Raw genomic sequence first — 21257 nt, 5'->3', positions numbered from 1 at the left:
GCCACGGCAGGCGCGGGGCAGGGCTCCGGTGCCGTCGCCTGGGTGACGCCAGGCGCTGCCCACCGGCGTCACGCGCCGCCGATGGCCGCCCGTGGGGCGCGGTGCGCCCGGCCGGCACGGCCCGGCGTGCCCCGCCGCCTGCCGTCGCGACGGGCGCGCAGGGCACCGTGCCGCTTGATCGTGCTCATGCCGCGGGTACCACGACGCGTGTACCTTTGACCGCGTTCCCGTTGCCGGCATCGCGATGAGCACCTACCACCTGCAGACCGTGTTCCGTCCCCGTTCCGTGGCCGTGGTCGGCGGCAGCCCGCGCGAGCGCTCGGCCGGGCGCGCGGTGGTGCGCAACCTGCGCGCGGGCGGCTTCGCCGGGCAGATCGGCTGGGTCAACCCGCGCCACGCCGAGATCGACGGCATGCGCACGGTCAAGCGGCTCAAGGACCTGCCGTGGATACCGGACCTGGTGGTGGTGACCACGCCGGCGGCGATGGTGCCGCAGGTGGTGGCCGCCGCCGCCGGGCTGGGGGTGGCCGCGGCCATCATCCTCACCGCCGGGCTCGGCCGCGGCCCCGGCTCGCTGGCCGCGCAGGTGGAAGCGGCGGCGCGGCCGAAGGGCATGCGCATCCTCGGCCCGCACTGCCTGGGGGTGATCGCGCCGCACGCGCGGCTCAACGCCTCCATCGCCGCGCACACCCCGCAGGCCGGCGACCTGGCGCTGATCTCCGAATCCAGCGCGATCGCCGCCGCGCTGGTGGAGTGGGGCGTGGCACGTTCGATCGGGTTCTCGGCGGTGGTGTCGCTGGGCGACGCGCTGGACGTGGATTTCGGCGACCTGCTCGACTACTTCGCCGCCGACTACCGTACCCGCGCGATCCTGCTCTACGTCGACCAGATCAGCGACGCCCGCAAATTCATGTCCGCCGCGCGCGCGGCGGCGCGCGCCAAGCCGGTGGTGGTGGTCAAGTCCGGGCGCCAGCCGCGCAGCGCCGGGGCGCGCGCCGAGACCCACGCGCAGACCCTGGCCGCATCCGATGCGGTGTACGGGGCGGCGTTCAACCGCGCCGGCCTGCTGCGGGTGAACGCGCTCGACGAACTGTTCACCGCCGCCGAGACCCTGGGCCGGCTCGGCACGTTTCCGGGCAACCGGCTGGCGATCCTCAGCAACGGCGGCGGCATCGGCCGGCTGGCGGTGGACCAGCTGCAGGCCCTGGGCGGCACCCTGGCGGCGTTGTCGCCGGCGACCGTGGCGCACCTGGACCAGGCGCTGCCGCAGGGCTGGTCGCGCGACAACCCGGTGGACATCATCGTCGATGCCGGCGGCGACCGTTACGCCGCGGCGGTGGAGGCGCTGCTGGCCGACGAGGCCAACGACGCGCTGCTGGTGGTCAACGTGCCCACCGCGTTCACCTCGTCGGCCGATGCGGCGCAGGCATTGACCCGCACCCTCGGGCTGCGCTCGCGGCAGCTGCGCGACAAGCCGGTGTTCGCGGTGTGGCTGGGCAACGACGAGCAGGCCACCGCCACGCTCAATACCGCGCGGGTGCCCACCTATCCCAGCGAGGCCGAGGCGGTGCGCGGGTTCCAGCACCTGGTGCGCTACCGCCAGGCGCAGGCGGCGCTGATGGAGACGCCGCCCAGCCTGCCGGCCGATTTCGTGGTGGACGCGGCGGCCGCGCGCGCGCTGGTGGAGTCGGCGCTGGCGCGCGGCCAGCAGTGGCTGGACCCGGTGGCCACGCACGCGCTGCTGCAGGCCTATGGCATCCCGTCGCTGGCGGTGATGGTCGCGCGCGACGCGCACGAGGCGATGGAGCTGGCGCAGCCGCTGCTCGAGCGCGGCGCGACCGTGGCGGTCAAGGTGCTGTCGCCGGACATCCCGCACAAGTCCGACGTCGATGGCGTGCGCCTGAACCTGGGCACGCTGCAGGCGGTGCACATGGCGGCGACCTCGATCCTGCAGCGCGCGCGCGAACTGCGCCCGCAGGCGCGCATCGAGGGCGTGCTGCTGCAGCAGACCCTGGTGCGGCCCAAGGCGCGCGAACTGATCGCCGGCATCGCCGACGATCCGGTGTTCGGGCCGGTGCTGGTGTTCGGCCGCGGCGGCACCGCGGTGGAAGTGATCGACGACAAGACCCTGGCGCTGCCGCCGCTGGACCTGCGCCTGGCGCACGAGGTGATCGGCCGCACCCGGGTCTCGCGCATCCTCAAAGCGTACGGCGACGTGCCGGCCGCCGACGAACGCGCGGTGGCGCTGGTGCTGGTCAAGCTGGCGCAGCTGGCCGCCGACATCCCCGAGATCCGCGGCCTGGACCTCAACCCGCTGCTGGCCGACCGCGACGGGGTGATGGCGCTGGACGCACGCATCGCCATCGCCCCGGTGCGGCGCCTGCACAAAGGCCGCGGCCATCCGCGCTTCGCGATCTTCCCGTATCCGACCGAATGGGAGCGCAACATCGAACTGTCCGACGGTGCCCGCGCCTTCGTGCGCCCGGTGCGGCCGGAGGACGACGCGCTGTTCCGCGCGTTCTTCGCCCGCGTCACCGACGACGACCTGCGCCTGCGCTTCTTCCAGTCGGTCAAGCATTTCAGCCACGAGTTCATCGCACGCCTGACCCAGCTCGACTATGCCCGCTCGATCGCGCTGGTGGCGATCGACCCGAAGAGCGGCGACATGCTCGGCGCGGTGCGCCTGCACGCCGACGCCGACTACGACCGCGGCGAGTACGGCATCCTGATCCGCTCCGACCTCAAGGGCCACGGCATCGGCTGGAAGCTGATGCAGATCATGATCGAGTACGCCGGCTGGCAGGGCCTGAACGTGGTCGAGGGCCAGGTGCTGCGCGAGAACAGCACCATGCTGGCGATGTGCCGCACGCTCGGTTTCAAGGTCAAGCCCGATCCCGACGACCCGGCGATCATGAACGTCACCCTGCCGGTGCATTCCACGGGTGACGGTACCGGCTGAGTGCCAGCGGCGCGACAATAGGCGCCATGCACACCACCGCCGCCGGGAATGCTCCCGGGAAGATCCCGCTGCTGTTGCTGCCGGGCCTGCTCAACGACGCCGAGCTGTGGCGCGCGCAGATCGCCGACCTGTCCGGCATCACCGACTGCATCGTTGGCGACCAGACCCGCGGGACGACCCTGCAGGCGGTGGCCGCCGACGTGCTGGCGCAGGCGCCGCCGCGCTTCGCGCTGGCCGGGTTCTCGCTGGGCGGCTTCGTCGCCCAGCAGATCCTGCGCGTCGCCCCGCAGCGGGTCGGGCGGCTGGCGCTGATCGGTACTTCGATCCACGCCGATTCGCCGCAGCGCGCCGCGCAGCGCCGCGCGCAGCAGGCCAGCGTGCGCCTGCCCGGCACCTTCCACGGTTTCGGCGACCGGCTGATGCGCAGCTACATCGATGCCTCGCGCCTGCACGACGAGGCGCTGGTGCGGCGCGTGCGCGACATGACCACGCGCCTGGGCGCGGCGGTGTTCCTGCGGCAGAGCGCACTGGAACGGCGCGATGGCCACGACGTGCTGGCCGCCTACCGCGACCCGCTGCTGATCGTGTGCGGGGCCAACGACCGCATCACACCGCCGGCGGTCAGCGAGGAAATGCACGCGCTGGCGCCGCACTCGCGGCTGTTGCTGCTGCCCGGCTGCGGGCACCTGGCGCCGATGGAAAAGCCCGATGAGGTCAGTGCGGCGCTGCGCGACTGGTTGCTGGCACCGGGCTGAAGCGGCGCGCCTGATCCAGGGATTGCGCCTGGCGGGCGTGGTGCCAGGCGTGGCGCACCCGCCAGCGGGCCTCGTCCCAGGGCACCGCCAGCGCCGGTGCATGGCGATGGTAGCTGTCCTGCAGCGCGCGGTAGAGCTGCTCCTCGCTGGCGTGCGGCCATGCCCGGTAGAGCTCCAGGCCCATCTGCAGCAGTCGCCGGTACTGCTCGAACGCGTGCCGGCCGAGCCGGCCGATGGCATGGACGCTGCGCCAGTACGCCATCTCCGCGTCCACATCCAGGCCGTGGTGGTCTGCACCGTGCGGGTTCTGCATGAGCGGTCTCCGTTCGCGGTCCGCCCCCTGTGGCACGGATGCTACGACCGCGTCGGCGCCGGGTTCAACCCGCGGCGCATTCAGTCCCCCGCGCTGGCCGTGTCGAGCTGGGCGATGTCCGCGGCAGACAGTGCCAGCCGCGCGGCGGCGAGCACCTCGTGCAGCTGTTCCACGCCGGTGGCGCTGACGATCGGCGCGGTGATCCCGGGCCGCGCGATCAGCCACGCCAGCGCGACCTGCGCCGGTGTCGCCCGGTGCGCGGCGGCGATATCGTCGAGCGCGGCGAGGATGCGCAGGCCACGCGCATCCAGGTAGCGCGCGACCACCCTGGCACCGCGCGCGCCGCTCTTGCCGGCGTCGTCGGCGCTGCGGTACTTGCCGCTGAGGAAGCCGCTGGCCAGCGCGTAGTAGCCGATCACCCCCAGCCCCTGTTCGCGCGCCAGCGGCTCCAGTTCCGCTTCGTAGCCGGCACGGTCGTAGAGGTTGTACTCCGGCTGCAGGCTCTCGTAGCGCGGCAGGTGGTAGTCGGCCGATACCTTCAGCGCGTCGCGCAGGCGCGTGGCGCTGTAATTGGAGGCGCCGATGGCGCGCACCTTGCCGGCCTCGACCAGGCGCGCGAAGGCGCCCAGGGTCTCCTCCAGCGGCACCGACGCGTCGTCCTCGTGCGCCTGGTACAGGTCGATCACGTCGGTCTGCAGGCGCCGCAGCGAATCCTCCGCCGCAGCATGGATGTTGCCGGCCGACAGCCCGGGGCGCTCGGCCCATTTGCCGACCTTGGTCGCCAGCACCACCTGGTCGCGCTTGCCGCTGCGCCGGAGCCAGCGGCCGATCATGGTTTCCGACTCGCCGCCGGTGTTGCCCGGCACCCACGCCGGATACACGTCGGCGCTGTCGACCAGGTTGAAGCCGGCCTCGACGAATGCGTCCAGCAGGGCGAAGGCGGTCTTTTCGTCCACGCTCCAGCCGAACACGTTGCCGCCGAAGGCGACGGGGGCCACCTGCAGGCCGGAACGGCCGAGTTCGCGTAAACGGGTCATGCGCAGCTCCTTGGCGTCGGCGCTCCAGCATATACGCAGCGGCCGGCGGCCCGCCGCGCACGCATGCTAGGCTCGCCGGACTCCAACCGTGGAATCTCCCGATGAAGACCATTGCCCCGCTGGTTGCCGCCTGTCTGCTGTTCGCCGCCCTGCCTGCCGCCGCGCAGGACCACGCACACGCCGGCCACGACCACGCCGCCATGCATGCTGCGCCGGCCGCGTCTGCGTCCGCGCAGCTGCAGGCCGCGGTCGGCGGTGACTGGCGCAGCCCGGCCAATACCGCGCGCGACGCGTACCGGCACCCGCTGCAGACTCTGGAGTTCTTCGGCGTGCAGCCGCAGCAGACCGTGGTCGAGATCACCCCGGGCGGCGGCTGGTACGCCGAGATCCTCGCGCCCTACCTGCGTGCCCACGGCCAGTACGTGGCCGCGGTGGTCGACCCGATGGCGCTGCCGGCCGGCAAGGGCCGCGACTACCAGCAACGTACCCGCGACGGGCTGGAGAAGAAGTTCGCCGCCGCGCCGGCGCTGTTCGACAAGGCCACCGTGGTCGCCTATGACCCGGCGGCGCCGGTGCTGGGCAAGCCGGGTTCGGCCGACGTGGTGCTGACCTTCCGCAACGTGCACAACTGGCGCGCGGCCGACCAGGCCGAGGGCATGTTCCGTGCGTTCTTCGCGGTGCTCAAGCCCGGCGGCACGCTGGGCGTGGTGGAACACCGCGCCAAGGCCGACGTCGCCGCCGACGACAAGAGCGGTTACGTCGGCCAGGCGCAGGTGATCGCCATGGCCGAAGCCGCCGGCTTCAGGCTGCAGCAGAGCAGCGAGATCAACGCCAACCCGCGCGACACCAAGGATCACCCCAATGGCGTGTGGACGCTGCCGCCGTCCAACAACCACGACGCCGCCGATGCCGCCCGGTACAAGGCGATCGGCGAAAGTGACCGGATGACGCTGCGCTTCGTGAAGCCCTGACCGGGGCCGAACGCAGGGCTGGGCGCGTGGACGCCCGCGCGGCACGCCTTGCCGGCGGCCGCGCGCCCTGCCGTTGCGGCCGGTTGCACAGCGCGGGGATGACGCCGCGGCTGCGGCCATCCCCGTCTGCCGTCGTCATCGTCATCGTCATCGTTTTGCCCGGCTGCCATGCTCATCGCCTTCAACAAACCCTTCAACGTGCTGTGCCAGTTCACCGACCGCAGCCAGCCGCCACGGGCGACGCTGGCCGGGTTCGGCCTGCCCTCGAACGTGTACGCGGCAGGGCGCCTGGACTACGACAGCGAAGGCCTGCTGCTGCTCACCGACGACGGCGGCCTGGCGCACCGCCTGACCGATCCGCGGCACAAGCAGGACAAGACCTACTGGGTGCAGGTGGAAGGCGTGCCGAGCCCGGAGCGGCTGCAGGCATTGCGTGACGGCGTGCTGCTCAATGACGGGCCGACGCTGCCGGCGCGGGTGCAGCTGCTGGAAACACCGCCGGCGCTGTGGCCGCGCGACCCGCCGGTGCGGTTCCGCAAGACCGTGCCCGACGCGTGGCTGGCGATCACCCTGCGCGAGGGCCGCAACCGCCAGGTGCGGCGCATGACCGCGGCGGTGGGCCTGCCGACGCTGCGCCTGGTGCGCGCCGCGATGGGCGCGCATGCGCTCGATGGCCTGCAGCCCGGGCAGTGGCGGGTGTTGCAGGGGTAGGACAGGGACGGGCGCGCCGCGTGGCGCGCCCGCATGGGTCAGGCGTCGCTGCCGATGTCGCTGGTCTCGTCCACCGTGGTCTGCGCGCGGCGGCGCTGGGCGATCTGCTGCGACTTGGCCTCCAGTGCGGCGTTGTCGCGCTTGTTCTTGCGATAGACCGCGTAGCCGATCAGGCCCAGGCCGACCGCGGCCACGGCGATGGTGGCGGTGGGATTGCGTCGTGCCACCCGGCCCACGGCCCGACCGCCGGTCTTCATGGCGCCGATCGCGGCGCCGGCCTTGAGCCAGTCGGCGGCGTTGGAGCCGCCGTGCCTGAGGCTGTCGCCGGCGTGGCCGGCCAGTTCCATGGCCCGTTCCAGGGCCGATCCGGTGATGTCGCTGAACTTGCTCATGGGGGAATCCTCGGTTGCGGGGGCGGGCATGCAGTGTCGCGGGATGCGCGTGCAGGAAATGTTAGTCACCAGCGGGGCGGACGCACTCCTCCGTAGGTGTGGGGCTCGCCCCACACGGCCTTCCGGTCGTTGCGTGCGGGGCGAGCCCCGCACCTACGATGATCCGCATGCCACGGGGTGTCGGGCCGCGTCAGGCATGAATCCATAGTCCATTCCCCTTTCACCGTCGCCACGGGAGACGATCTTTCACGTCCCGCGAGGTTTTGCGCGATGCGTGGCAGTTGCGCTCCAAGGATCATCAGGCCACGGATGTCGGGGGTACCTGCCCTTCATCTCCTTGCGCACCTCCGCATAGGTGTTCTCCCAGAAGTTGCGCAGGTCGCCGGTCACCTGCAGCGGCTTGCCGCCGGGCGAGAGCAGGTGCAGCAGCAGCGGCACGCGGCCGTCGGCGATGCGCGGGGTGTCGGCCAGGCCGAACAGTTCCTGCAGCTTCACCGCCAGCACCGGCGGACGCGGGCTGATGCCGTCGTCGTCCAGGGCGTAGTCGATGGCGCGCTCCAGCCCCGACGGCACGTTGATCCGTACCGGGGCGTGGCGGTCGATCTGCTGGCGCAGGTTCCAGTCGATGCGCGACTTCAGTGCTTCGCCCAGCTCCGCTTCGGCCAGCGCGTCGAGCCGGGTCTTGCCGGCGAAGGCCGGCAGCAGCCAGTCGTCGAGCGTGCCCAGCAGCGCCGCGTCGGACAGGTCGGGCAGTTCCAGTTCCGGCATCCACTGGCGCAGGCCCTGCACCCGGTAGCGCCACTGGCGCAGGGCGTCGGTCCACGGCAGTGCTTCCAGCCCCAGTTCGCGCACCGCGTCGGTGAGCGCGCGCGCGGCCTGTGCCGGATCGACCCTGCCGGCCGGGCGGCTGTCCAGCACGATGCGGTCGAAGCCGGATTCGCGCCGCGCCTCCAGCGCGCGCCGCTCGCCGTTCCAGCGCACCACGTCGCGCTGCTGGAAGCGCTGCGGGAAATCGGCACGCAGCCGCGCCTCGTCCACCGGCGCGGCGCGCAGCAGCAACGCGTCGCGCGCCTCGAAGCGCAGCTCGCTGACCACCAGCCAGGGTTCGCCGCGCAGGTCGCTGGTGTCGAACAGGCGCGCGCTGCGGCCGTTGGCCAGCTGGTAGCGCAGGGGGTCGGTGGGATGGCGCGCGGCGATGCGGTCGGGAAAGGCGTGGGCGAGCAGGTCGCCCAGTTCGTGCGCCTCGAGGTCGGCCGGCGGCGTGGCATCGCAGCGCAGGCGCCGCCGCCATTGCCGCGCCGCCGTGTCGATGGCGGCCAGGGCGCTGCGGCTGGCATCGTGCGGGGCGCGCCCGTTGCGGAACGCGGCCAGCGCGCGCCAGCGGGCGGCCAGCGCATCGCCGCCCTGGCGCAGCGGGTCGCGCGCCTCCAGCAGTGCGGCCAGATCGGCGGCCAGGGCCTGTTCGCGCGGATTGGCCGCGGCGAGCAGCATCGCCGCCAGCCGTGGGTGGGTGCCCAGCGCCAGCATGCGCCGGCCGCTGCCGGTGATCGCGGTGCCGTCGAGCGCGCCAAGCCGCTGCAGCAGCTCGCGCGCGGCGGCCAGCGCGCCGGCCGGTGGTGGATCGACGAAGCGCAGCGCGTCGCTGCCCCAGGCGGCCAGCTCCAGCGCCAGCCCGGCCAGCTCCACCTGTGCCATCTCCGGGCGCCGCTGCGGTTCCAGCCGCTGCGATTGCGGCCACAGCCGCAGCGCCCAGCCGGCGGCCACGCGGCCGGCACGGCCGGCGCGCTGGTCGGCCGAGGCCTGCGAGATCGCCACCGCGTCCAGCCGGGAAAAGCCGCTGTTGGGGTCGTAACGCGGCTCGCGCGCGAGGCCGGCGTCGACCACCACGCGCACGCCGGGCAGGGTCACCGAGGATTCGGCGACGTTGGTGGCCAGCACCACGCGGCGGCGGCCGTCGGGGTCGGGCTGCAGCACCCGCGACTGCTGCTCGACCGGCAGTTCGCCGTGCAGCGGCAGGACGTCCGTGGCGGCGGGGAGCACCGGCTCCAGCGCGGCCTGCACGCGCGCGATCTCGCGCTGGCCCGGCAGGAATACCAGCACGTCGCCCGGATGCGCCGCCAGCGCGTGCTCGACCGCGCGCCGCGCCTGCGCTTCCAGCGCCTCGTCGCGCCGCGCCGGGAAATGCGTGATCTCCACCGGAAAGCCGCGGCCCTCGCTGGACAGGCGCGGCGCGTCCAGGAACGCCGCCAGCCGCTCACCGTCGAGGGTGGCCGACATCACCACGACGCGCAGGTCCTCGCGCAGCCCGGCCTGCACGTCCAGCGCCAGGGCCAGGCCGAGGTCGGCGGACAGGTGGCGCTCGTGGAATTCGTCGAACAGCAGCGCGCCGACGCCTTCCAGCAGCGGGTCGTCCTGCAGCATGCGGGTGAGGATGCCCTCGGTGACGACCTCGATGCGGGTGCGCGCGGAAACCTTGTTCTCGAAGCGGATGCGGTAGCCGACGGTCTCGCCGACCGCTTCGCCGAGCTGCCGGGCCATGAACTGGGCGGCGCTGCGCGCGGCGACGCGGCGCGGCTCCAGCATCAGAATGCGGCCGCCCTGCAGCCAGGGCGCTTCGAGCAGCGCCAGCGGCACCTGGGTGGTCTTGCCGGCACCGGGCGGGGCTTCGAGTACCAGCCGCGGGTGCGCGGCCAGGCTGTCGGCGATGGCCGGCAGCAGCGGGGAAATGGGGAAGTCGGGGCGAGCCATCGCGCAAGGATAAGGGTTCGTGCCGGCGCGACCGCCTACAATGCGTGGTTCCCGTCTCCGCACCCCTGCCCACGGCCATGCAACTGATCGACATCGGCGCCAACCTCACCCACGAGTCCTTTGCCCATGACCTGGACGCGGTGCTGGAGCGCGCGCGTGCCGCCGGCGTGGCGCAGATGGTGGTGACCGGCGCCAGCCGCGAGCACTCGCCGCTGGCGCTGGCGCTGGCGCAGCGGCATCCGGGGTTCCTGTACGCCACCGCCGGGGTGCATCCGCACCACGCGGTCGAATACACCGATGAATGCGACGCGCAGATGCGTGCGCTGCACGCGCACCCGGAAGTGGTCGCGGTGGGCGAATGCGGACTGGACTACAACCGCGATTTCTCGCCGCGACCGGCCCAGCGCCGCGCGTTCGAGCGGCAGCTGCAGCTGGCCGCGGACCTTGCCGTGGACGGCGTGGGCAAGCCGCTGTTCCTGCACCAGCGCGACGCGCACGACGATTTCCTGGCGATGATGAAGAACTTCGACGGCCGGCTGGGCCCGGCGGTGGTGCACTGCTTCACCGCCGAGCGCCGCGAGCTGTTCGACTACCTGGACCGCGACTGGCATATCGGCATCACCGGCTGGCTGTGCGACGAGCGCCGCGGCGCGCACCTGCGCGAGCTGGTGAAGCACATCCCGGCCGGGCGGTTGATGATCGAGACCGACGCGCCCTACCTGCTGCCGCGCACGCTGCGGCCGTTGCCCAAGCACCGCCGCAATGAACCGGCGTTCCTGGCACACATCGTCGAGGAGCTGGCACGCGACCGCGGCGAGCCGGTGACGCTCACCGCGGCCAACGCCACCGCTGCCACCCGCGCGTTCTTCCGCCTGCCCGAGGCCGGCTAGGGCGTGGGGCCGGCCGGACCGGGGCGCCCGTCGCCCGCTTCCCAGGCGTCCGCCAACCCCTCGCGGTAGCTGCGGAAACGCGGCTGCCATTGCAGCGCCTGGCGCGTGCCACGGCTGTCGATGCGTTTGTTGCTCGCATGGAAGCGGCGCAGCATCGGCTCCAGCGAGGCGTCATCCCAGGCCTGCGCCGGCGGCATCGCGAAGCCGCCGAGCCGCGCCGCATGCGCCAGCACGTCCTGCGGCGGTGCCGGTTCGTCGTCCGCCGGCAGGTACAACGCATCGCGGAGCGGACGGCGCATCGCCGCGACCACCGCTTCGGCCAGGTCATCGACGTGCAGCCGGTTGAACACCAGCCCGGGCCGCACGATGTGGCGCGCGTTGCCCTGGGCCAGCCGCACCAGCGCGTTGCGGCCGCGGCCGTACATGCCGGGCAGGCGCAACGTGGCCGAGGCGATGCCGCGCGCGGCGGCCAGCGCGCGCCATTGCGCTTCGGCGCGCAGCCGCCGCAGCGCGACGGCATCGCCGGCATCGGCTTCGGCGTGTTCGTCGACCCAGCCGCCGCCGCGGTCGCCGTAGACCCCGGTCGAGGACAGGTAGCCCACCCAGCGCAGCGCCGGGCTGGCCTGCAGGGCAGCGCCGAGCAGGCGCAGCGCGGGGTCGCCATCGGCGTCGGGCGGCACGCTGCACAGCACCGCGTCGGCGCGGGCGACGGCGGCCAGCAGCGCCGGGTCGGGGGCGTGGTCCGGATGCAGGCGGTGGCGCGCGATGCCATCGCCGGGCGCGGCCGCCGGATCGCGCACCGTGCCCGCCACCGCGACGCCCAGCGCCTGCAGGTGCAGCGCAAGCGCGCGCCCGGCAAAGCCCAGCCCCAGGATCAGCACCCGCTGCGGCAGCGCCCCGGCGGTGGTCATGCGTGCCGCTGCGCTTCGTAGGCCTGCAGATGGCAGTACGCAGCGCGCAGGTGCGGCGCGGAGTGTGCGGCGGCCAGTGCGCGGTCGAGCATGTCGCCGACGATGTGCGCCGCTTCCACCGGCTGGCCGGCCTCCAGGTCGCGCAGCATCGACGCCTTGATCGGCGAGCCGGCCCGGGTCAGCGCCGACAGGGCGATCTCCTGCGCCTTGGCCGGTATCGGCTGGCCGGCGTGCGCGGCCGCGGCCAGGCATTCGCCGTACAGCGCCTGCAGGAACGCGACGCCGTGGTCGGTGGCGACGATGTGGCCGACATCGGCGCGCATTGCGCAGGTGGCGGCGGCCAGCGCGGCGAGGAAGGTGAACTTGATCCACTGCTCGCCGGCGATGTCGTCCGTGGCGAGATGGTCGATGCCGGCGGACTGGCATGCGCCCGCCAGGGCGGCGACGCGTGCGCTTGCACCGGCGCCGTCGCGCTCGCCGAAGGTCAGCCGCGCCGGCCGGTCCAGGTGCACGATGGCACCGTCCGCGGCCTTGGTGGCACTGATGAAGCACAGCCCGCCGAGCACCGCCGCGCGGCCGAAGCGGGCGTCCAGCGCGGGGTAGTGGCGCAGGCCGTTGAGGATCGGCAACAGCGTGGTGTCCGCGCCCATCGCCGGTGCAATGGCCTCGATCGAGCTGTCCAGGTCATAGGCCTTGCAGCTGAGCACCACCAGGTCGAACGGCCGCGCCGCGGCCACGGCCGGCAGCGCGTCGGCGGTGACATGCGCCACCGCGAACGCGGCGTCGCCGAGCGGGCTGCGGATCACCAGCCCGTCGCGCTGCAGCTGCGCCGCGCGCGCCGGCCGCACCAGGAAGGTCACGTCGCCGCCGGCCTGGGCCAGGCGGCCGCCGAAGTAGCCGCCGGTACCGCCGGCGCCAAGGATCAGGATGCGCATGTTGCCGGCTCCATCGGGATCAGGGAAAAAACGGGCGCGCTCAGCTGCGCAGGCCGACGCCGCGCCGCAGCAGCCACAGCGACAGCGCGGTCAGCGCGGCGACGAAGCCGAGCATCAGCGCGTAGGACACCCACAGCGGCACGTCGCTGGTGCCCAGCAGGCCATAGCGGAACGCGTTGACCATGTAGAAGATCGGGTTGGCCTTGGTCAGCGCCTGTGCCCAGCCCGGCAGCAGCGTGACCGAGTAGAACACGCCGCCCAGGTAGGTCAGCGGGGTCAGGATGAAGGTCGGCACGATGGCCACGTCGTCGAACTTCTTGGCGTACACCGCGTTGATGAAGCCGGCCAGCGAGAAGATCGTCGACCCCAGCAGCACCGTGCTCAGCGTCACCAGCGGATGCGGCACGTGCACGCGGGTGAAGAACAGCGCGATCATCAGCACGATGGCGCCGACCATCAGCCCGCGCAGCACCGCACCGGCGACGTAGCCCCACAGGATCACCCAGTTCGGCATCGGGCTGACCAGCAGTTCCTCGACGTGGCGGCCGAACTTGGCGCCGAAGAACGAGGAGCTGATGTTGCCGTAGCTGTTCTGGATCACGCTCATCATCACCAGCCCGGGCACGATGAACTGCATGTAGCTGTAGCCGCCCATGTCGCCGATCTTCGAGCCGATCAGGCCACCGAAGATCAGGAAGTACAGGGTCATGGTGATGGCCGGCGGCACCAGGGTCTGGCCCCAGATGCGCAGGATGCGGTTGACCTCGCGGCGGACGATGGTGCCCAGCGCCACGCGGTTGCGGGCGCTGTCGGTCAGGGGAGCGGGCGTGCTCATGCGGCGGTGTTCTCCAGGTTGCCGGTGAGGCGCACGAACAGCTCCTCCAGGCGGTTGCTCTTGGTGCGCATCGAGCGCACGCGGATGCCGGCGGCGCCCAGCGCGTCGAACACGCGGTTCAGGTCCATCGCCCGCGGCATGTCCAGGTCCAGGGTGTGCGCGTCGACCGCGGCCAGCTGCGCGCCTTCGATGTGCGGCAGCTGCGCCGGCAGCTCGCCGTCGATGTCCAGCACGAACCCTTCCACGTCCAGCTTGGCCAGCAGCGCGCGCATCGGCCCCTGCTCGACGATCCGGCCGTGGTTGATGATGGCCAGGTTGCGGCACAGCTGCTCGGCCTCTTCCAGGTAGTGCGTGGTGAGGATGATGGTGGTGCCGGCGGCGTTGATCTCCTGCAGCGTCTTCCACATGTCGCGGCGGATCTCGATGTCCACCCCGGCGGTGGGCTCGTCCAGGATCAGCAGGCGCGGGCGGGTCATCATCGCGCGGGCGATCATCAACCGCCGCTTCATGCCGCCGGACAGCGTGCGGCTCATCATCTGCGCCTTGTTCCACAGGTGCGCGCGCTTGAGCTCCTGCTCGGCGCGGGCCTCGGCCTCGGCGCGCGGGATGCCGTAGAACCCGGCGTAGTTGACCAGGATGTCGAAGGGCTTTTCGAACAGGTTGAAGTTGATCTCCTGCGGCACCAGCCCGATCAGGCGCATGGTCGCGCTGCGTTCGGCCACCAGGTCGGTGCCGAACACCTGCACGCTGCCCGCGCTCAGGTTCACCAGCGACGAGACGATGCCGATCAGGGTGGACTTGCCGGCGCCGTTGGGGCCGAGCAGGGCGAAGAAATCGCCCGGGGCGACCTCCAGCGAGACGCCCTTGAGCGCCTCCACGCCGTTGTCGTAGGTCTTGCGGAGATCATGGACGCGCAGTGCCGGCGCGACGGGAGGGATTCGGGAGTCCAAGCTCGGGCCTTCGCGCCGGGGTGACGGCGCCGGATGAGTGCGAGGGGCTATTATAGGAGGCCCCGCGGCACCAGCCCGGCTACACACTGTTTCCCGTTCGTGCCTGTCCAATTCCCCCTCAAGCTGGTCGGTCGCCGCATGCTGGCGCCCACCGTCGGTCATTACCAGTTCGTCCGCGACGACGGCCAGCCGCTGGATTTCCAGCCCGGGCAGTTCATCCAGGTGCACTTCCACTACGCCGACGGCACCGCCACCAAGCGCAGCTACTCGCTGGCGACCCTCCACGACCACGCGCTCGGCCCGGGCGACGCGGTGGACATCGCGGTCAGCTTCGTGCCCGGCGGTGCCGCCACGGCCCTGTTCGAGGGCCTGGAGACCGGCCAGTGCGTCACCGCCAGCGGCCCGTTCGGGCGCTTCTGCCTGCAGCCGGGCGACCACAACGGCCGTTACCTGCTGATCGCCACCGGCACCGGCGTCACCCCGTACCGCTCGATGCTGCCGCTGCTGGCCAGGGCGATGGCCGGGCGCGGGGTGGAAGTGGTGCTGCTGCAGGGCGCGCGTACCCCGGCCGAACTGCTGTACGCCGATGATTTCCGCGCCTTCGCCGATGCCCACCCGGGCTTCCGCTACATGCCGTGCCTGTCGCGCGAGCTGCCGGCCGATCCGCACCCGGACGTGCGCAGCGGCTACGTGCAGCAGCAGCTGGCCGAAATCGCCCCGGACCCGGCCCGCGACATCGCCTACCTGTGCGGCAACCCGGTCATGGTCGATGCCTGTTTCGAGGCGCTCCGCGCGGCCGGCCTGCCGCTGCCGCAACTGCGCCGCGAGAAGTACGTCAGCAGCAAGTAGGCTTGTGCCCACGCGCCACGCGGCGCGATGATCCGGCAGGCTGCTCCACCCTCGGCGGTGCCGCTCGACGCAAGGACACCGGGCATGACCACGCTGGACTTTCCCACCATCGCCGCCATCGGCCTGCTGCTGAACATCGGCCTGGCCGCCGGTTTTTCGCTGATCCTGCTGGTCCTGCGCCGCCAGACCGTGCCCCGGCTGTGGGCCGCAAGCATGTGGGCGGGCGCGGCCAGCACGGTGCTGGTCAGCGTGCCGCTGCCGCTGCCGGTGGCGGTGGGCATCCTGGCGCGCAACGGATTCGCGGTGCTGGGCAGCATGCTGATGCTGTTCGGCGTGGCCCTGCATGTCGGCCGCCGCGCGCCGGTGCGCCCGGCCCTGGTGCTGGGCGCAGGCTACCTGCTGGCGATCGCCTGGTTCAGCGTGGCCAGGCCCGACCTCGGCATCCGCCTGGCGCTGTACAGCGGGCTGATCATCATCTGGAAGACCTGGGAGGCCTGGCTGCTGCTGCGCCATGCCCCGGTCGACGTGCGCCGCAGCTGCCGGCTGGCGGCGGTGGTGTTCCTGCTGGATGCGGCGCTGTTCCTGGTGCGGGCGCTGATCCCGGTCGCGCCCGGCGCCGATGGCGACATCCTGCGCGCCGGCCTGCCGATGAACGTCACCTACGTCGGCGGCATGTTCGTGATGCTCGCCCACACCTTCGCGCTGGTGCTGCTGATCGTCGAGCGGCAGATGGTGGACCTGCGCCGGCTGGCCCGTCGCGACGGCCTGACCGGGCTGCTCAACCGCACCGCGCTGATGGGCGACGGCGAGCAGCAGCTGGCGCAGAGCCTGCACCAGCAGCAGCCGTTCGCGGCGATGCTGCTGGACCTGGACCACTTCAAGCGGATCAACGACACCCGCGGCCATCCGGTCGGGGACGAGGTGCTGCACCACGCCGCACGGACCCTGCGGCGCTCCCTGCGCGGCCGCGACCAGCTGCTCGGCCGCTATGGCGGCGAGGAGTTCGTGCTGCTGCTGCCGGACACCGGCATGGAACAGGCGATGGCCTTGGCCGAACGCCTGCGCGCGACCCTGGAGGCCAGCCCGCTGCAGCGCGATGGCGGCACGATCGTCATCACCGCCAGCATCGGCGTGGCCGTCGCCGATGCCGTGCCCGGGCTGGAGAGCCTGCTGGCGCGGGCCGATGCGGCGCTGTACCGGGCCAAGGCCGCTGGCCGCAACCGCGTTGCCGGCGACCTGGGGTAGCGCCGGCGCCGCGACCTTGAGCGTCCGGCCGCATCCGCGCCGGCAGCGGGCCCGTCGATGGCGGCGCCCGCGCGGCACCGGGCTGTAAAGCTCGCTTGACAGATGGCGGATGGCCGCTGCATCCTCCTGTAAAGCTTGCTTGACAAGGATGGGGCCATGGGGGGCGCGGACATGAAAGCAGCAGTAAGCCAGGCAGGTACCGGCGCGGCGTTCGCGTGCGTCGCCGCGACCGGCCAGGTCGTGTTCGTCGCTGGACGCACGGCCACCGTCGCGGCGGGCCGGGTGGTGCTGGCGCGCGTGCGCGGAGGGGGCTGAACCATGGCACGCGCACTCGACCGCTGGATCATCGCCGCCGCCTTCGCCACCGCGGCGACGGGCCTGGCGCTGCTGCGGCTGATGCCGGGCGACAGCGCCGACATGCTGGGCGGGATCTGCCTCGGCGTGGCCGTGGGCCTGTTGTTCGTGCTGCTGCTGCGGCGGCAGCTGCCCAATGCCTGCGACACCGCGCCGCTGGCGCTGCGCCGGCGCTACAGCCGCGAGATGATGATCGCCATGAGCGGCTACGTGGTGCTGCTGGTGCTGTCGATCCTGCTGCTCAAGCGCGTGGAAGGCACCGCGCTGCGTGCCTGCATCGCGCTGCTGCCGGTGCCGCCGATCGCGATGACCCTGCGGGCGATGATCCGCTACATCCGCGACGCCGACGAACTGCAGCAGCGCATCGAGCTGCAGGCGGTCAGCTTCGCCGCGGCGTTCGTCTCGCTGCTGTATCTCACCGGCGGCCTGCTGCAATCGGCGCGGGTGCTGGACGTGGCGGCCAGCGCGGCGATGATCTGGGTGTTCCCGCTGGTGTGCCTGGCCTACGGCCTGGCCAAGATCGTCGTCTCCCGGCGCTACGGTTGAACCGACCGGCATGGACAACCGACTGCGTGAACTGCGCGAAGCCCACGGCTGGTCGCAAGGGGAACTGGCCGAGCGGCTGGAGGTCTCGCGGCAGACGGTCAACGCGCTGGAGACCGGCAAGTACGACCCCAGCCTGCCGCTGGCGTTTCGCATCGCCCGCCTGTTCGATGCCAGGATCGAGGATATTTTCTTTCCCGCTGTCACATGACGCCGCCAGCCCCGTCTTGGGCTGGCAGGACCCAACCCGTTCCATCAACCACAAGGGGCTGTTCCGATGATGTCCCGCAAGACCCGTATCCTCCTGGCGGTGGCCGCGCTTGGCGCCGTGCTCGGCTACCGCGCGCTCAAGCCCGCACCCGATGAGGCCGAGGCCGCCAAGGCGCCGCTGCCCGCCACCGAGGCGGAGGTCAAGCCGCTGATGCTCGGCAGCCTCGCGTTCCGTCCGTGCACCCTCGATTCGCCGAACAGCCGCGACAGCCTGGAAGCCCAGTGCACCACCTTCGAGGTCGCCGAGGACCGCGGCAACCCGCAGGGCCGCAAGATCGCGCTGAACATCGCGCTGCTGACCCCGGACAAGCCCGAAAGCGCGCTGCCGGACCCGGTGTTCTTCCTGGCCGGCGGCCCCGGGCAGTCCGCCACGCAGAGCTATCCGCAGATCGACCCGGCCTTCGCCGAGGTGCGCAAGCGGCGCAACGTGATCCTGCTCGACCAGCGCGGCACCGGCAAATCCAACCTGTTGTCGTGCGAGCCGCCGGAGGACGACGACGCCAGCGTCGAGGCGATGCAGGCCAGCGCCGCCGCCTGCGTGGCGGCGTTGTCGGGCAAGGCCGACCTGCGCCACTACACCACCACCGACGCGGTGGCCGACCTGGACGCGGTGCGCCAGGCGATCGGCGCGGCGCAGATCAACCTGGTCGGTGTCAGCTACGGCACCCGCGTCGCGCAGCAGTACGCCATGCGCCACCCGGCCAGCACGCGCAGCATCGTGCTCGACTCGGTGGTGCCCAACACCCTGCAGCTGGGCAACATCTTCGCCCGCAACCTGGACGATGCGCTGGCCCTGCAGTTCGCCCAATGCACCGGCAACCCCGCGTGCAAGGCCGCGCTGGGCGACCCGCGCGCCGAACTGGACGCATTGCTGGCCGCACTGCGCGCCAACCCGGTGACGGTGCGCTACCGCGATGCCAGCACCGGGCAGGAGCACGAGGACGTGCTGCGCGCCGATACCGTCGCCGGGCTGGTGCGCATGTACGCCTACATGCCGGAAGCCGCCGCGTTGCTGCCCAAGCTCATCCACGAGGCGCGCAATGGCCGCTACGGCGACCTGATGGCGCTGGCGAAGATGCTGCAGGGCGGCATGAAGGACAGCATGGCCATGGGCATGCAGCTGTCGGTGATCTGCAGCGAAGACGACCAGGGCATGGCCGCCCGCGCCGAGGACGCGGACACCGTGCTCGGCAACCGCATGGCCGATAGCCTGGCGGCGATGTGCAGCACCTGGCCGAAGGGCCGGATGCCGGCCGATTTCCACACGCCCCTGGCCACCGCGGTGCCCGCGCTGGTGCTGGAAGGCGAGTTCGATCCGGTCACCCCGCCGCGCTATGGCGAGGAGGTGGCCAAGCAGCTGCCCAAGGGGCGCCTGTTCGTGCTGCGCGGCCAGGGCCACGCGGTCATCGGCGCCGGCTGCATGCCCAAGCTGTTCGCGCAGTTCGTCGACACCACCGACGCCGCCGCGCTCGATGCCACCTGCCTGGAAAAACTCACCTACGTGCCGCCGTTCACCAGCTTCAATGGCTGGGAACCGTGACCGTCCACGCACCCCTGAGGAATCCGCTTCCATGATCGTTGCAGAACGACTCCGCAAGACCTTCCCCGGCAAGGGCAAGGACAAGACGCCGGTGATCGCGGTGGACGACGTCGGCTTCACCGCCCACGACGGCCAGATCACCGGCCTGCTCGGCCCCAACGGCGCCGGCAAGACCACCACGCTGCGCATGCTCTACACGCTGATGACCCCCGAGACCGGCAAGGTCATGGTCGATGGCGTGGACGCCGCGGCCGACCCCGACACGGTGCGCCGCAGCCTGGGCGTGCTGCCGGACGCGCGCGGCGTGTACAAGCGCCTGACCGCGCGCGAGAACATCGAGTACTTCGGCCAGCTGCATGGCATGGATGCGGCGGCGATCGCCGCGCGCATCGCGCGCCTGGCCGCGGCGCTGCAGATGGAGGACTTCCTCGACCGCTCGACCGAAGGCTTCAGCCAGGGCCAGCGCACCAAGACCGCCATCGCCCGCGCGCTGGTGCACGACCCGAAGAACGTGATTCTCGACGAACCGACCAACGGCCTGGACGTGATGACCACCCGCGGCCTGCGCGGTTTCCTCAAGGAGCTGCGCGGCGAAGGCCGCTGCGTGATCTTCTCCAGCCACATCATGCAGGAGGTGGCGGCGCTGTGCGACCGCATCGTCATCGTCGCCCATGGCCGCGTGGTGGCGCAGGGCACGCCGGACGAGCTGCGTGAGCATGCCGGCGAGAGCAACCTGGAAGACGCGTTCGTCAAGCTGATCGGCAGCGAAGAGGGCCTGCACGCATGAACAAGACCGGATTCATTGGCAGCATGTTCACGGTGATGCGCAAGGAGCTGCGCGATTTCGCCCGCGACCGCCGCACCTTCTTCCTGACCCTGTTCATCGCGCCGCTGCTGTACCCGCTGCTGTTCCTGGGCATCGACAAGCTCAGCAACCTGCGGGTGTCCAACCAGCTGGAAAAGGACATGGCGCTGTCCGTGGTCGGCATGGAGCGCGCGCCCAACCTGATGGCGTTCCTGGCCAGCCAGGGCATCACCCCGCGCGAGGCGCCGGACGACTACGAAGCCCGCATCCGCGCCCAGCGCGAGGACGTGGCGCTGGTGGTCGCGGCGGACTTCGCCGACGACTGGCATGCCGGCAAGCCGGCCAAGGTCGAGGTCGTCGCCGACACCACCCGCCGCACCAGCGACGTGCAGGTGGCGCGCGTGCGCAAGGTGCTGGCGGCCTACGGCCAGCAGGTGGGCGCACTGCGGCTGATGGCGCGCGGCGTCAATCCCGCGGTGGCCATGCCGGTCAGCGTGGGCACGCGCGACCTGGCCACCGCCGAGGCCAAGCGCGGCATCCTGCTGTCGGTCATCCTGCCGATCCTGTTGATGATGTCCGCCTTCATCGGTGGCTCGCACCTGGTCATGGACACCACCGCCGGCGAGCGCGAACGGCAGTCGCTGGAACCGCTGCTGGCCACCCCGGCGCCACGCGGCGCCCTGGTCAGCGGCAAGATGCTGGCATCGACCCTGGTCGGGCTGACCGCGATCCTGCTGATCCTGCTGTCGTTCAAGTTCAGCGCCAGCCTCGGCCGTGGCGTGGGCAGTTCGCTGGACGTGAGCTTCATGGCGATGGGCAAGCTGCTACTGGTGCTGCTGCCGCTGGTGCTGATCGGCACCGCGCTGCTGACCTGCCTGGCTGCCGGCGCCAAGAGCATGAAGGAAGCGCAGAGCCACATCGTCTGGCTGATGATGATGGCGATGATGCCTGGCTACGCGCTGATGGCCTATCCGCTGAAGGACACCCAGCTGTGGCAGTACGCGGTGCCGTTCCTGTCGCAGAACCAGATGCTGGTGAAGGTGACCCGCGGCGAAATGCCGGGCGCCGAGCAGTGGGGCGTCTACCTCGGGGCCTCGCTGCTGCTGACCGTGGTGCTGTGGGCCATGGCGGTGTGGCGCTACAAACAGGAAAAGCTGGCGATCTCGGGCTGAGCCCACATCGGCGCAGGAGAAGCGAAAGGCCCGGATCGCTCCGGGCCTTTCGTTTTTGTGGGTGCTCCGGGC

The 21257-nt window shown here is 71.8% G+C and carries 21 protein-coding genes; 13 read left to right on the top strand and 8 right to left on the bottom strand.

The annotated features are described in order from the left end of the window. Positions 1-244: 244 nt before the first annotated feature. Entirely contained in the window at positions 245-2959 is a 2715-nt protein-coding gene (locus MKP15_RS09390; protein ID WP_240212534.1) for a bifunctional acetate--CoA ligase family protein/GNAT family N-acetyltransferase, read from the top strand. Between the two features lie 26 nt (positions 2960-2985). Then, positions 2986-3714: an alpha/beta hydrolase gene (locus tag MKP15_RS09385; RefSeq protein ID WP_240212533.1), complete on the top strand. Its 729-nt coding sequence runs from the start codon at positions 2986-2988 to the stop codon at positions 3712-3714. Here MKP15_RS09385 and MKP15_RS09380 read toward each other — a convergent pair. Beyond that, complete coding sequence (locus MKP15_RS09380; RefSeq protein WP_240212532.1) at positions 3674-4027, bottom strand: hypothetical protein; 354 nt, start codon at positions 4025-4027, stop codon at positions 3674-3676. The genes MKP15_RS09385 and MKP15_RS09380 overlap by 41 nt on opposite strands. A gap of 80 nt (positions 4028-4107) precedes the next feature. Continuing rightward, the gene (locus MKP15_RS09375) at positions 4108-5064 is read right to left on the bottom strand and encodes an aldo/keto reductase (protein ID WP_240212531.1); all 957 of its coding nucleotides are present in this window, start codon (positions 5062-5064) and stop codon (positions 4108-4110) included. 200 nt (positions 5065-5264) lie between these two features. Between MKP15_RS09375 and MKP15_RS09370 the strand changes: the two genes are divergently transcribed. Both MKP15_RS09370 and MKP15_RS09365 read left to right on the top strand, forming a co-directional pair. Then, entirely contained in the window at positions 5265-6035 is a 771-nt protein-coding gene (locus MKP15_RS09370) for a methyltransferase (RefSeq protein ID WP_240212558.1), read from the top strand. A 168-nt stretch (positions 6036-6203) separates the two neighbouring features. Further along, on the top strand, positions 6204-6746 hold the full coding sequence (locus tag MKP15_RS09365) for a pseudouridine synthase (protein ID WP_240212530.1): 543 nt from the start codon (positions 6204-6206) through the stop codon (positions 6744-6746). 38 nt (positions 6747-6784) lie between these two features. On the opposite strand, the gene MKP15_RS09360 is transcribed toward MKP15_RS09365, so the two are convergent. Then, entirely contained in the window at positions 6785-7138 is a 354-nt protein-coding gene (locus tag MKP15_RS09360; protein ID WP_240212529.1) for a hypothetical protein, read from the bottom strand. 246 nt (positions 7139-7384) lie between these two features. After that, positions 7385-9886 (bottom strand): ATP-dependent helicase HrpB, encoded by a 2502-nt coding sequence (gene hrpB / locus MKP15_RS09355; RefSeq protein ID WP_240212528.1) that lies wholly within the window; start codon positions 9884-9886, stop codon positions 7385-7387. Positions 9887-9963: 77 nt separating this feature from the next. Between hrpB and MKP15_RS09350 the strand changes: the two genes are divergently transcribed. Next, positions 9964-10776 carry a TatD family hydrolase gene (locus tag MKP15_RS09350; protein WP_240212527.1) on the top strand — a complete coding sequence of 271 codons (813 nt, stop codon included), beginning with the start codon at positions 9964-9966 and terminating at the stop codon, positions 10774-10776. Here the strand turns inward: MKP15_RS09350 and MKP15_RS09345 are convergent. From MKP15_RS09345 to MKP15_RS09330, 4 genes are read right to left on the bottom strand one after another with little or no spacing between them, the layout of a single operon-like run. Then, positions 10773-11687: an NAD-dependent epimerase/dehydratase family protein gene (locus MKP15_RS09345; RefSeq protein ID WP_240212526.1), complete on the bottom strand. Its 915-nt coding sequence runs from the start codon at positions 11685-11687 to the stop codon at positions 10773-10775. The two genes, MKP15_RS09350 and MKP15_RS09345, sit on opposite strands and share 4 nt — an antisense overlap. Beyond that, positions 11684-12622, bottom strand: coding sequence for a 2-dehydropantoate 2-reductase (panE, locus tag MKP15_RS09340; RefSeq protein ID WP_240212525.1), 939 nt, complete (start codon positions 12620-12622; stop codon positions 11684-11686). The genes MKP15_RS09345 and panE overlap by 4 nt, the downstream gene beginning before the upstream one ends. Before the next feature lie 40 nt (positions 12623-12662). After that, positions 12663-13457, bottom strand: coding sequence for an ABC transporter permease (locus MKP15_RS09335; RefSeq protein WP_104939904.1), 795 nt, complete (start codon positions 13455-13457; stop codon positions 12663-12665). Beyond that, on the bottom strand, positions 13454-14407 hold the full coding sequence (locus MKP15_RS09330; RefSeq protein ID WP_104939903.1) for an ABC transporter ATP-binding protein: 954 nt from the start codon (positions 14405-14407) through the stop codon (positions 13454-13456). Before MKP15_RS09330 ends, MKP15_RS09335 begins: the two co-directional genes overlap by 4 nt. 99 nt (positions 14408-14506) lie before the next feature. Here MKP15_RS09330 and MKP15_RS09325 point away from each other — a divergent pair, with 99 nt between their 5' ends. From MKP15_RS09325 to MKP15_RS09290, 8 genes are all read left to right on the top strand, one after another. Then, entirely contained in the window at positions 14507-15256 is a 750-nt protein-coding gene (locus MKP15_RS09325; RefSeq protein WP_240212524.1) for an FAD-binding oxidoreductase, read from the top strand. Positions 15257-15340: 84 nt separating this feature from the next. Then, positions 15341-16501 carry a GGDEF domain-containing protein gene (locus MKP15_RS09320; protein ID WP_240212523.1) on the top strand — a complete coding sequence of 387 codons (1161 nt, stop codon included), beginning with the start codon at positions 15341-15343 and terminating at the stop codon, positions 16499-16501. 171 nt (positions 16502-16672) lie between these two features. After that, positions 16673-16816 carry a hypothetical protein gene (locus MKP15_RS09315; protein WP_240212522.1) on the top strand — a complete coding sequence of 48 codons (144 nt, stop codon included), beginning with the start codon at positions 16673-16675 and terminating at the stop codon, positions 16814-16816. Between the two features lie 3 nt (positions 16817-16819). Beyond that, entirely contained in the window at positions 16820-17401 is a 582-nt protein-coding gene (locus MKP15_RS09310; protein ID WP_240212521.1) for a hypothetical protein, read from the top strand. Between the two features lie 10 nt (positions 17402-17411). Beyond that, entirely contained in the window at positions 17412-17609 is a 198-nt protein-coding gene (locus tag MKP15_RS09305) for a helix-turn-helix transcriptional regulator (RefSeq protein ID WP_104939899.1), read from the top strand. A 66-nt stretch (positions 17610-17675) separates the two neighbouring features. Further along, a complete protein-coding gene (locus tag MKP15_RS09300; RefSeq protein ID WP_240212520.1) occupies positions 17676-19208 on the top strand; it encodes an alpha/beta hydrolase in 1533 nt (510 codons plus the stop codon). A gap of 31 nt (positions 19209-19239) precedes the next feature. Then, positions 19240-19995 (top strand): ATP-binding cassette domain-containing protein, encoded by a 756-nt coding sequence (locus MKP15_RS09295; RefSeq protein ID WP_161614629.1) that lies wholly within the window; start codon positions 19240-19242, stop codon positions 19993-19995. After that, positions 19992-21185 carry an ABC transporter permease gene (locus MKP15_RS09290; RefSeq protein WP_161614630.1) on the top strand — a complete coding sequence of 398 codons (1194 nt, stop codon included), beginning with the start codon at positions 19992-19994 and terminating at the stop codon, positions 21183-21185. The genes MKP15_RS09295 and MKP15_RS09290 overlap by 4 nt, the downstream gene beginning before the upstream one ends. Positions 21186-21257: the final 72 nt, after the last annotated feature.

Source organism: Stenotrophomonas sp. Y6 (assembly GCF_022436665.1).
Classification (GTDB): Bacteria; Pseudomonadota; Gammaproteobacteria; order Xanthomonadales; family Xanthomonadaceae; genus Stenotrophomonas; species Stenotrophomonas acidaminiphila_A.
This window is presented reverse-complemented; position numbering and strand designations above follow the sequence as displayed.

Coding starts and splice junctions, on each gene's coding strand:
- MKP15_RS09390 (WP_240212534.1), top strand. CDS start 245: ATGAGCACCTACCACCTGCAGACCGTGTTCCGTCCCCGTTCCGTGGCC.
- MKP15_RS09290 (WP_161614630.1), top strand. CDS start 19,992: ATGAACAAGACCGGATTCATTGGCAGCATGTTCACGGTGATGCGCAAG.
- MKP15_RS09305 (WP_104939899.1), top strand. CDS start 17,412: ATGGACAACCGACTGCGTGAACTGCGCGAAGCCCACGGCTGGTCGCAA.
- MKP15_RS09360 (WP_240212529.1), bottom strand. CDS start 7,138: ATGAGCAAGTTCAGCGACATCACCGGATCGGCCCTGGAACGGGCCATG.
- MKP15_RS09375 (WP_240212531.1), bottom strand. CDS start 5,064: ATGACCCGTTTACGCGAACTCGGCCGTTCCGGCCTGCAGGTGGCCCCC.
- MKP15_RS09365 (WP_240212530.1), top strand. CDS start 6,204: ATGCTCATCGCCTTCAACAAACCCTTCAACGTGCTGTGCCAGTTCACC.
- MKP15_RS09335 (WP_104939904.1), bottom strand. CDS start 13,457: ATGAGCACGCCCGCTCCCCTGACCGACAGCGCCCGCAACCGCGTGGCG.
- hrpB (WP_240212528.1), bottom strand. CDS start 9,886: ATGGCTCGCCCCGACTTCCCCATTTCCCCGCTGCTGCCGGCCATCGCC.
- MKP15_RS09315 (WP_240212522.1), top strand. CDS start 16,673: ATGAAAGCAGCAGTAAGCCAGGCAGGTACCGGCGCGGCGTTCGCGTGC.
- MKP15_RS09370 (WP_240212558.1), top strand. CDS start 5,265: ATGCATGCTGCGCCGGCCGCGTCTGCGTCCGCGCAGCTGCAGGCCGCG.
- panE (WP_240212525.1), bottom strand. CDS start 12,622: ATGCGCATCCTGATCCTTGGCGCCGGCGGTACCGGCGGCTACTTCGGC.
- MKP15_RS09295 (WP_161614629.1), top strand. CDS start 19,240: ATGATCGTTGCAGAACGACTCCGCAAGACCTTCCCCGGCAAGGGCAAG.
- MKP15_RS09310 (WP_240212521.1), top strand. CDS start 16,820: ATGGCACGCGCACTCGACCGCTGGATCATCGCCGCCGCCTTCGCCACC.
- MKP15_RS09320 (WP_240212523.1), top strand. CDS start 15,341: ATGACCACGCTGGACTTTCCCACCATCGCCGCCATCGGCCTGCTGCTG.
- MKP15_RS09300 (WP_240212520.1), top strand. CDS start 17,676: ATGATGTCCCGCAAGACCCGTATCCTCCTGGCGGTGGCCGCGCTTGGC.
- MKP15_RS09380 (WP_240212532.1), bottom strand. CDS start 4,027: ATGCAGAACCCGCACGGTGCAGACCACCACGGCCTGGATGTGGACGCG.
- MKP15_RS09350 (WP_240212527.1), top strand. CDS start 9,964: ATGCAACTGATCGACATCGGCGCCAACCTCACCCACGAGTCCTTTGCC.
- MKP15_RS09345 (WP_240212526.1), bottom strand. CDS start 11,687: ATGACCACCGCCGGGGCGCTGCCGCAGCGGGTGCTGATCCTGGGGCTG.
- MKP15_RS09385 (WP_240212533.1), top strand. CDS start 2,986: ATGCACACCACCGCCGCCGGGAATGCTCCCGGGAAGATCCCGCTGCTG.